This window comes from Streptomyces sparsus (assembly GCF_054776295.1).
In genome coordinates this window covers 25,666-35,981 of record NZ_BAAHCA010000008.1, presented here as the reverse complement: position 1 = coordinate 35,981, position 10,316 = coordinate 25,666, and the positions used below count along the sequence as shown (strand labels likewise).

Here is a 10,316-nt window from a genome sequence, read left to right as displayed (position 1 = left end):
CCGTGCCGTCGACCTCGCCGAGGTGGCCGGCCAGCACACCGCCCGCCGCGCGCTCGAGGTCGCCGCGGCAGGCCGGCACCACATCTTCTTCTCCGGCGCCACCGGCTCCGGCAAGACCACCCTGTCCGAACGGCTGCCCGGCCTGCTGCCGCCGCTCACCGCCACCGAGTCCCTGGAAGCCACCGCGGTCCACTCGGTGGCCGGCGTACTGCCTCCCGGAGGACCCCTGGTCTCCAGGCCTCCGTACTGCGCACCGCACCACTCGGCGAGCATGGCCTCCCTGATCGGCGGCGGCACGGGGCTGCCCAGGCCGGGCGCGGTGTCCCTGGCCCATCACGGTGTCCTCTTTCTCGACGAAGCAGCCGAGTGCAGCTCCCGGGTCCTCGACGCGCTGCGCCAGCCCCTGGAGTCGGGCCAGGTGGTGGTGGCCCGGGCGCAGGGCGTGATGAGGATGCCTGCCCGCATCCTCCTGGTACTCGCTGCCAACCCGTGTCCGTGCGGGCGACACGGCACGCTGGGCGGCGGCTGCGAGTGCCGTCCGTCGGCCGTGCGGCGCTATCGCGCACGGCTCTCCGGGCCGCTTCTCGACCGGGTCGACCTGCGCGTCACCGTGGAACCGGTCGCCCGGGCCGAACTGCTGGCAGCCAGCCGGCCGGCCGAGTCCACCGCGACGGTCGCGGAACGGGTGCGTGCCGCCAGGGAGCGGTCCGCCGCCCGCTACGACGGCACCCCCTGGCGCACCAACAGCGAAGTGCCCGGCCATGAACTACGCACCCGGTGGCCGGTCGCTCCCGGTGCGCTGGCCGGCGCGGAGGCCGACATGGAACGCGGCCTGCTGACGGCCCGCGGACTGGACCGCGTCCTCCGTGTCGCCTGGACGGTCGCCGACCTGGCCGGCCGTGACCGGCCGGTCACCGAGGACGTCGAGTGGGCGCTCCAACTGCGTACCGGCATCAGCCGCGGCGCGACGGGCGCCGCAGCGCGCGGAGCGGTCGGATGAGGCCCGCGGAGGAGGTGCGTCTTGCCCGGGCCGCGCTCTGCCGGGTCGGTGAGCCCGGCGAGACCGTGGTGGGGAAGTGGCTCGCCGCGCACGGCCCGGTGGAGACCTTGGCGGCGCTCCGCGAAGGGGGTCCGCTCCCAGGCGTGAGCGCGGAGCGCCTGGCCGGATTGCGCGCCCGAGCCCGTACCGCCTGTCCAGAGGCGGACCTGGCGACGCTGGCCGCCTGCAGCGGCCGGTTCCTCGTTCCCGGTGACCAGGAGTGGCCCGGCCAGCTCGACGATCTCGGCGATGCCCGGCCGGTGGGGCTCTGGGTGCGCGGCCCGACCTCCCTGCGGTTGTGCGCGTTGCGGTCGGTGGCCCTGGTCGGGGCGAGGGCCTGCACCGAGTACGGCACGCACGTCGCCTCGGTGCTCGGTTCGGAGCTGGCCGAACGCGGCTGGTGCGTGGTGTCCGGCGCCGCCTACGGGGTTGATGCAGCCGCCCACCGAGGGGCCCTCGCCGTGGACGGCGCGACGGTCGCCGTACTGGCGTGCGGGGTGGACCGCGCCTATCCACCCGGCAACCAGGAACTCGTCGCCCGGATCGCCGAGCAGGGGGTGCTCGTCGCGGAGCTGCCGCCCGGCGCCCACCCCACCCGCAGCCGCTTCGTGTTGCGGAACCGGGTCATCAGCGGTTCTATGGGGGAGGTGCCTGTTGCGCAGAGCGAAATGGCGATTTTGTGCAGCTCAGTGCAGTTCTCGTCGAGACTATCGAGTGCAACAGGTGTGGTGCAATCGCTGAATAGGGTGATGCGACCTGGCAGCGTGGCGAACCAAGGAGGTCGTTGTGGGGCTGGTACTCGACGAGCCCCGCGTGCCTGGTATGCGGCAGTCGTCACTGGCCCTGGCGCGTAGCGTTCAGTTGGCCTTGAATCGCCTTGCCAGTAGATATGGGGACGGCTCGTTGTCTTCCCTGTCAAGTCAGTGTGTTCAGGTTGACCCCTCGCCCTCCAGTTACCTCTGATTCGGTTGTTCAGGACGGTGTGAATACTCGACCGTGGATCATGGATGACGACTTGGGCCGCTGCTGCCCGGTCCGACGGATCCCCTGAGGCATGGCGACACCCCGGCCTCCGGACCACGTAGCGGCGAGTGAGAGCGTGATCGACTCTCTTACCCCGGATACGCCTGGGCTGGGGTCGGGGCCCAGGCGTACCTTTCGTTCGTCTACTGATGCTGGACCCACCACACGATGCCCGCAGCGAGTGCTGAGCCCAGTGCCCAGCACGTGCCGCGGACCAGGCTAAAGAGCGCGGCGCGGCCCAGCTTGCGGGCGATGGGCATGTTCATGTTCATGCGTTCCTCTCCTCGGTGGTCGCCGACCGGTGGGGCCGGACATGGATGACCGTGCCGCGTAGGGGTGGCGGCTGTCCGAAAGGGCGGGCAAGGCGGGAGAAATGCCTCTACGCTCCTGGTCATCGGCGTGCCCGCCGACCCCGACGCGGGCAGCGGAGGGCCGGCGGGCACATGGGAAAGGTGGCTCGGGTGGGGGAAGCGTCCAAGGCCCGTGAGCTGTACGACGCGCTGCGAGCCCTGGAGGACAAGGCCCGAGCCGGGTACGGCAGGAAGGCCGGGCATGCGTATTCGCGTCGGGCTCTCGCCAAGGCGGTCGACGGCCGAGACTCGTCGCTCGACCGGCGCTTGTCCGTTTGGCTGCACGGCGACTGGACCAAGGCGAAGACCCCGAAACTGAGCAGCAGCGAGCAGATGATCGCCGTCGTCCGGCAGTGGAGCACGTGGGCGGATGAACGGTATGACGAGGGCTGGTGGCGCACGCTCCTGGACCAAGCCCAGCCCCCCCGCTTGCCCCACCCGTCCGCGAGGGCGCGAGAGCGGGGGGACGAGAGCTACGCCGCGTGGATCGAGGACCACATCCTGTCGGCGCAGCTGGTGGACAGGGAGGACGAGCTTCAGGAATTGGCCGAGTTCTGCTCCGGCCCGGATCTCCCCGGCGTGCCCTCGTACAGGTGGTGGCAGGCGCCTCCCTGGGCGGGCAAGTCCGCCTTGCTCGCTGACTTCGCGCTCCGGCACCGGCCGGACACCGTGGAGGTCGTGTCCTGTTTCATCACCGATCGCCTGGGCCGCAACGACCAGTCGGTATTCCTCGAGACGGTGATGCGGCAACTGGCGCTGATCGCCCAGCGGGAGGTCGGAGCAGCGGGAAGCCGTCCCGAGGACTTGCCCGGACTGTGCCGGGCCGCGGCGGAGGCGTGCCAGAACCGGGGGCGGCGCCTGGTTCTGATCGTGGACGGCCTGGACGAGGACAAGGGAGCCGCATCCGGCGGGCCGAGCATTGCCGCGCTGCTGCCGAGGGTCCCGCCGGCCGGGATGCGGATGGTGGTCACGAGCCGGCCCAGTCCTCCCGTTCCGGACGACGTTCGAGACGATCACCCCCTCCGTGCCCAGGACGTCATCCGCACGCTCGCCCCGTGGTCTCACGCCACGGGCATCAGCGTCCTGGCACGGCATGAGCTACGGCGGCTGCTGGACGACGAGGAAGTCGGGGTCCCGCTGCTCGGATTGCTGGTGGCGGCCCGCGGTGGTCTGACGGCCGCCGACCTGGCCCGGCTCGTCGGGGTACGCCCGCACCGGGTGGACCGACTCCTGCGGGGGATCACCGGCCGCAGCTTCGTACCGGGAAGCCACGGCCAGGTCCTAGTGCCCGACTCTCACGCCACCCCGCACGTCCACGCGCTGGGCCACGAGGAGCTTCGTCAGGAAGCCCTGGTCGCCTTGGGCAGTGTGACTGAGTTCGAGAGGCAGCTGCACGAGTGGGCGGATGGCTATCGCGACCAAGAATGGCCCTCGGAGACCCCGTCCTACCTGCTATACGACTACCCGCACATGCTGCACAGCGCCGGCGATCTGAAGCGGCTGACCGACATCGCCCTCGACCCGCATCGTCAACGAGCCCTGATCGAGCGCGCCTCACTGGACACCGCATTCACCCACATCGAACTGACCGCCCAGCTGCTGCGCCGCCAATGCCCCGAGGATTTGGTGGAGTTGACGGGGCTCGCGGCATCCTCGGCCGTCCTCGCCGAGCGAGCCAGAGCCCTGCCAGCCGAAGTCCCAGTGACGTTCGCCCGGCTGGGACATGCTCGGCGGGCCATGGATCTCGCTCTCGTCACCCCGTTCCCGGCGGAGAAGGCTGTCGTTCTGGCGAGGGTGGCCCGTGTGCTGGTCAGAGTCGGGGACCGGCTCGCCGCCGAGGCGGCGTCCGAGGCCGCACGATGGGCTGAGCGGGCTTGTCGGGAATGCGCACCGCCGAGCGGGGATGAGCAGGAGGCGGAGGAGGCCACCGGGGAGGCGGCCGTGGCGCTGATGGCCGTCGGCGAGCTGCGCCGGGGCCGAGAACTGCTCGGCCGGCTCGGGGCATCGGCGGATGCCGGCGACGAGGCGGGGGCCACTGTGGTGGCTCGGGCCGCCTTCGCCGCCCGTTCCCACGACCCTGCGCTGGCCGAGGAGTTGCTCGACCAGGCCGAGCGGTATGCCGAGGAGCTGGCGGCCGCCTCACCGGCCGATCCGAGCGCGCCGGTCGCGGCGTGGGCTGCTGTCGCCGCGGCCGCCGAGGGCCCGCGAGCCAACCGGATGTACGAGCGGATCAGTCAGTACGCCCGAGCGTTCCCGTCTCGGCTCACAGCCTGTGCCGTCGACGCCTCCGCAGCCTCGGCCCTGGCGACCGTCCGTCCGGAACAGGCGAACATACTGGCTGACCGGGCGGCGGATCGACTTGAGGCCGCGCTGGGGGATCCCGAAGGTCTGTCGGACGACGACGGAGGCGACCTGACCATGCTCCTCAGCCCTATGCTGACCACCGTCGTACGAGCCCTGGTGGACACCGGGTCAGTGGACCGGGCGCGCGGCCTCGTCGCGTGCGTGCCGGAGAAGAGGCACACCGGGCTGATGGGGATGGACACGCTCGCCGGGGCCCGGGCCATACTCGCCGATGACGTCGACGACCCGAACCAGGAGCCATCGGCGCAGACGCTGGCGCAGCAGGCCTACTGCCTCGCGGACCGCGACGAGCGGGACGCGGCCGGCAGACGGCTGTCCCAGGCACTGGAAGCGCTCGGTTCTCCCCAAGGGCAAGGCCCCCGGCGCCTCTTGCCGCGGGAGACCTGGCTCATCTCATTGTGCGCGGCGCTGTCGGCCATCGGCCGGCAGGGGGACGGCGCGCAGTTGGCTCGGAGTCTGCGGGACCCGGTCGAGCAGGTGCAGGCGCTCGCTGCGGCGACTGTTTCGGCGTCGCGAGCCGGGCATCTCGAGGATGCTCGACGCCTGGCGCACGAGGCCGCCGACAGAACCCGAACGCTGCAGGGCGCCGGTAGCTTCTCCTTCTTCGACGGCGCTCCCGGCCGCGAGGTGGCCGACGCGAAGGGCGCCGCCGCGCAGGCCCTCGCCCACGTCGGCGAACGCGAGCGTGCCCTGGCCCTGGCCGAGGAGACCGGCCCGACCGATCACGACAGACGACACCGCACCCTCGTGGCCATCGCGGCTGGCCTGCGGTCCTACGATCCGGCCACCGCCGTGGACCTCATCGACCGCCAACGAGAACGCCTCCTCACCGCGGACTCCTCACGCGGTTGGAGCGGACGTATCGCTGACCTCAGTGAGCTCCTCGCCGCCATCGCCGATGCCGACGCCGGATGCGCTGACCGCCTTCACAAGGCCGCCGAACACGTGGCGCAACAGCTCAAAGAATCAGAGACCTGGCTCGATACAGGGGACCTCCTCACGATGCTCCTCCTGCACGCCCGAGAAGAACGCGACGACGCTCGCAGCACGCTGACATCGTGGGAGCAGAAATCGACGGGCAACCCCCCGTGGGGGCTGCCGACCGGGGCCATCGCCATCGCCCACGCGGCGCTCGGCAACCTTGACGCCGCACGCCTGCGCGCACGCCACCACAACGTCCCGTACGACCGTGCCGAGGCATTCGCGGCCGTGGCCGGCTATCTCACCCCGGTAGCGTCAGGCATCCGGGTCATCTCAGCGTCCACCAGCACCGCCTTCATCGAGACGTTCCGAACGCTTGCCCTGATACTTATTTCGCCCGACACGACGGAAACGGTGCAGAAGGCCCGGCAGTTCACGGCCAGTGCGCTTGCGAGCGACGGTTGGCACTGCGCCTTGCCCGCTCTGGCTTGCCTCGCCCCGGCCGCGGTAGAACGCGTGAGGGACATCGTCTTCACTCACCGCCGGCTTCTACTGCCGACGGGCTGACCTGCTTGCGACCGTGCCTGCCCGCTCCTCATCGCCCATCCCCGCCGGTTAGAGTCAACTCGCTGTCGCCCGCAGAGCCAGGACCTCCCGGGTCTGCTGGTTGCTCGCAGCAGTGCCGCATCTCCGATGGGCGGAGGGCGGCGCCATCCCCTCGCCTTCGTCACCCCGAGCGTCGAGCCGTGAACGGCCGCGAGGAACTGGCCGAAAGGTCGGCTCCGCAAGGCGGTGTAGCGTCACATACACGTCTTACGCCGTGCGGCGCACACCCTCCTGATCTGCGGAAACCCAGAATGGAAGAGATTCACTGTGCCAGCGTCGCGGCAGTAGCTGCACAGGGTAGGTAGTTCCTCGCGTGATGAAAACCAAATCCTGAATGGATGGTGTCGGTAAGGGCCCGCCTTGCGGAGGTGATCCTGCCGTTCGCCGCCAGAGCCTGGACAGACCTGCAGGATCCCGAACCTGGCGCGGTTCGCTTCGAACACGACCACTACCTGAAGATGCGGGCCCTGACTGCACTGAGGATCGAGGCTGACTTCCTCCTCCTCGACGAAGCCCAGGACATCAACCCCGTCCTGGAACACGTATTCGCCGCCCAACGCCACCACGCTCAACTGTACGGATCCGCGGTCAGCCCTGGACGGGGCCTGTGGATAACTCTTCGGCGCGCAATCAGCCGCCGCAGAGCTGATTCAGGGGATGCGGCCCACGCGTCCAGCAGAGCCGATAGGCCTGTTCTGGGGCGAACCGGCCGTGGGTGGGCACCTGGACAGTAATCGAATCTTTGTTCCAATCATTGGTGTGGGAGCCTTGCGGCGCCGGGCCCCGTACGGCACGCTGCAAAGTAGGGCCAGGTGGATTGTCAGCGGCGGCGCGTGGGAGGAGGAGCCGATATGGAGGAGCTTTCGCCGCAGGGTGCCCTGCTGGCGCTGTGCGTCTCCCGGCTCCCCGGACACACACTGCCCCGGCATGCCTGGGCGGCTGAGGTACTTGTCGAGCAGTTGTGGGCGTATACCGCTGAGCGGGCGGAGGACGACGGCTGGCTGGACGTCCTAGTGCCGCTCGTCGGTAGCCGAGGTGTGGACGCGCGCCGGGTCCGGGCCGAAGTGTGGGCATTGGCACAGGAAGGCGCCCTGGCCCCGGTGGGCGTGGGAGCCGCAGCCCGGTACGAGGTGGCGGAGGACCTGCGCTGCACGGCGATCTGCAGCGCACTGACGCCTGAACAGGACCGCGTGGTCGACCTGGCTGTGGATCAGCTGACGGCCAGGCTGTTGGCCTTCTCGAAGACGGCCAGTGCCTGCTGATCACACAGGTCGGTCACCGTCACGTCGGTTTCCGTACGGCGCCATGACAATGTCTTGCGTTTGTGCGTGATGAGAGTGAGACCGCCGCCTCGGGCGGGCTTCGCGGTGACACGGATGCGCATGCGGGCGTCGCGGAGAAACGGCGCTTCCCAGGTGTCGGTGCTGGTCTCCCGCCAGTCCGCGATCTTGATCTTGGCGAGCTGGTCGCTCATCTCACGGGCCTTCTGGAAGCGGCGGGCCGGCTCGGGGTCCATGGCCTTCTGGACGACTTTGCGCAGCGACCGGCACACCCAGACGGGCAGCACTAGGTCCTCCTTGCGCAGCGGTGACTCTCCCTTGGACAGGGCGTCGACGGTGTCCGTTCTCGAGTACGAGTCGTAGTCGAACTTGCCGCGCAGAAGCTCCAGGAGCACCACACCCAGGGAGTACAGGTCAGAAGCCCGTGTCAGGCCGGCGTTGGCGAGCAGTTCGGGCGGGGAATACAACTGCGGCGCGTTCACGTCCGGAGTCCTACCGTCGCCGTCCATCTTGCCGGCCAGGCCAAGGTCGCCGAGCTTGACCGTCTGGGCGTCACCGGTGAGGAAGAGGTTCGGGCTCTTCACGTCGCGGTGCAGGATGCCATGGCGTTCATGCATCTCCGCCAGCCCCTGCAGAGCGGCCCGGATGATGCGCAGTGCCTGGCTGGGAGGGAAGCACTTGCCGGCTTCGAGGGCGTCGGTGACGCTGCCCTCCTCGTAGTAGGGCATGAGCACCTCGACGACCCGCATCGGCGCTCGATAGCCGGCGACGGTGGCGACCGAGCGGACCTTCACCACATTGGGGTGGTCGATCATCTCCATCACCTGTGGCTCCACCAGGTCAGCGCCGTTCTCGACCTCCGAGAGGTCGACACGCTTGCCGACGAGCCAGTTCGCGAGGTCCGGGTCCCACCACACGCGCACCTCGCGCATACCGGTCGGCATGGTCTGCAGGCACTCGTAGTTGAGGGTGAGTAGTCTCTCGCGCTGCTTCACGCGCGGTCTCCTTCGTCAACGCATTGCGGCGCGTCAGTTCTCGGACCCGTCGGTGACATAGGCCAGGGCAGCGGCGAAAGCGACTCCTCGCCCTGCAGTCCAGTATGGCGGCCGTTGTGTCAGCCCGATCGTCTCGTGACTGATAGGTGCCCAGGGAAGCAGGGGGAAGGCCGACGAGCTTGCCGATCCGTTCGGTCTTCAACTCCTCGTAGGGCAGGTTCTGCTGAGCACACGAGAGCATCAGCGCCGAAATCAAAGAGATGCGCTCCGTCGCTTCCTTGTACGTCCAGTTGCCGTGCTTGCGGGTCCCTACGAGGACCACGGCGTCGGGAGCGAGGATGCGCAGGTCCTGGGTGATCCTGTCGAACGTGTCGGCCAGCCGCTCGACCCCCGCCAGGCCAGCGGCGGGAACCAGGCGCGCCGGGGCGCCGGCCATCACAGCAGGAGCAAGAGCGCCCTGCGGGGCGTCGAGCGCCCCGAAGTGCAGTACGCCGGAGGAGACGGCAACACCGAGAACCTTCACAAGTCATGTCTTTCGAGAGGGGACAGGCGTGCGGCGCACCAGGAGAATACGGCCGCGAACGGGCAGACTGCGGTGGTCAACCGCGCCACCTAGCCCTTGACGAGCCGCAGTTGCGGGCGCACGGGCGGGGACTGCTGCCCGCCCCCCTCGACTGCGACCGGGACCAGGCCGAACACGTACTCATTGAGTTCCTCGACGGAGATGTTGAGCTCCGCCGCCACATCTGACGGAGACTTCTTCAGCGGATCCCGCAGCACGTCGAACACCTTGGCCAGTAGCTGGCTGCTTTCGCGGACCAGCGAGGAGTCGGGCTCCGCTTTGCGGTACCCGCGGCGGGCCAGCTCCTTCATGGTCTGGCTGTAGCGCCACTCGGACAGCAGTTCGAGCTTGTGTAGGCGGTAGGTCAGGGCCATCGCGGACACGCCCCACCGGCGCTTGGCGCTCAGTATCCGCTCAAGGGAGGCGTTGTGAAGCCGCTGCGCGAGGATACCCGCGCGCGGCATCAGGAAGGCCGAGGCGAAGTCGTTCGCCTCTCCCTCCGAGTCCCGTCCGTGAGGGATGCGGTGCTCGCAGTGCAGCACCAGGTGCCCCAGCTCGTGGGCGGCGTCGAACCTCCCTCGCTCACCGGTCTTGCGGGTGTTCAAAAAGACGTACGGGGTACCCGCGTTGATGGTGGAGAACGCGTCGATGTCCAAGCAGTCCGACGGCAGGGAGAACACCCGTACCCCGCGTGCCTCCAGCAGATGCACGGTGTTCGGCACAGGTGCCTCCCCCAGCCCCCAGGTGGCCCGCACCTGTTCGGATGCCGCCTCGGGCTCCAGGTGCGGGTAGGTGGGCAAGTCGGGCCGGGGCAGCTTGAAGAGGCCCTCCAGCCAGACATTCAGAGCCACGGCGATGGCTCCCGAGCTCAGAGCGCTGTCGCGTTCCGTCGCCGTCATCTTCGACGGAGCTCTGAAACTCACGGAGTCCAGCTGCAGGTCCGCCGGCCGGGGCGCGGCGAAGAAGGAGAGCGGGTAGTGAAGGGCCGCCGCGAGCGCAGACAGCGTCTCCGGTGAGGGGATCTTGCGGTGGTTCTCGAACGCGGTGATGCTCTGCGCCGAATACCCCGAAGTTCGGGCCAGTTCCGCCAGCGTCATGCGCCGTCGCTTGCGCGCCAGGACCAACCGTTCAGGGGTGAACACGTTCCCTCAGCTCCCACTCTCAGTCTCACATCAA

At 69.2% G+C, this 10,316-nt stretch carries 6 protein-coding genes and 2 pseudogenes; 5 read left to right on the top strand and 3 right to left on the bottom strand.

Annotation, left to right across the window (positions count from 1 at the left end):
* Both ACYVE9_RS01660 and ACYVE9_RS01655 read left to right on the top strand, forming a co-directional pair.
* On the top strand, nt 1-1,000 hold a 1,000-nt coding region (locus ACYVE9_RS01660), incomplete at its 5' end, for a YifB family Mg chelatase-like AAA ATPase (protein WP_461025863.1).
* Nucleotides 997-1,758 (top strand): annotated as a pseudogene (locus tag ACYVE9_RS01655) (DNA-processing protein DprA); the annotation flags it as partial. The gene ACYVE9_RS01660 and the pseudogene ACYVE9_RS01655, both read left to right, overlap by 4 nt.
* A 447-nt stretch (nt 1,759-2,205) precedes the next feature.
* Here ACYVE9_RS01655 and ACYVE9_RS01650 read toward each other — a convergent pair.
* Nucleotides 2,206-2,334, bottom strand: coding sequence for a hypothetical protein (locus ACYVE9_RS01650; RefSeq protein WP_461025862.1), 129 nt, complete (start codon nt 2,332-2,334; stop codon nt 2,206-2,208).
* Between the two features lie 189 nt (nt 2,335-2,523).
* Between ACYVE9_RS01650 and ACYVE9_RS01645 the strand changes: the two genes are divergently transcribed.
* From ACYVE9_RS01645 to ACYVE9_RS01635, 3 genes and pseudogenes are all read left to right on the top strand, one after another.
* A complete protein-coding gene (locus ACYVE9_RS01645) occupies nt 2,524-6,264 on the top strand; it encodes a hypothetical protein (RefSeq protein WP_461025861.1) in 3,741 nt (1,246 codons plus the stop codon).
* A 395-nt stretch (nt 6,265-6,659) separates the two neighbouring features.
* Nucleotides 6,660-6,878 (top strand): annotated as a pseudogene (locus tag ACYVE9_RS01640) (DNA helicase); the annotation flags it as partial.
* A gap of 276 nt (nt 6,879-7,154) precedes the next feature.
* Entirely contained in the window at nt 7,155-7,565 is a 411-nt protein-coding gene (locus ACYVE9_RS01635) for a hypothetical protein (protein WP_461025860.1), read from the top strand.
* Here the strand turns inward: ACYVE9_RS01635 and ACYVE9_RS01630 are convergent.
* Both ACYVE9_RS01630 and ACYVE9_RS01625 read right to left on the bottom strand, forming a co-directional pair.
* A complete protein-coding gene (locus ACYVE9_RS01630) occupies nt 7,514-8,578 on the bottom strand; it encodes a serine/threonine-protein kinase (RefSeq protein ID WP_461025859.1) in 1,065 nt (354 codons plus the stop codon). The genes ACYVE9_RS01635 and ACYVE9_RS01630 overlap by 52 nt on opposite strands.
* A gap of 612 nt (nt 8,579-9,190) precedes the next feature.
* A complete protein-coding gene (locus ACYVE9_RS01625; RefSeq protein WP_461025858.1) occupies nt 9,191-10,282 on the bottom strand; it encodes a helix-turn-helix domain-containing protein in 1,092 nt (363 codons plus the stop codon).
* Nucleotides 10,283-10,316: the final 34 nt, after the last annotated feature.

Coding starts and splice junctions, on each gene's coding strand:
- ACYVE9_RS01650 (WP_461025862.1), bottom strand. CDS start 2,334: ATGAACATGAACATGCCCATCGCCCGCAAGCTGGGCCGCGCCGCGCTC.
- ACYVE9_RS01635 (WP_461025860.1), top strand. CDS start 7,155: ATGGAGGAGCTTTCGCCGCAGGGTGCCCTGCTGGCGCTGTGCGTCTCC.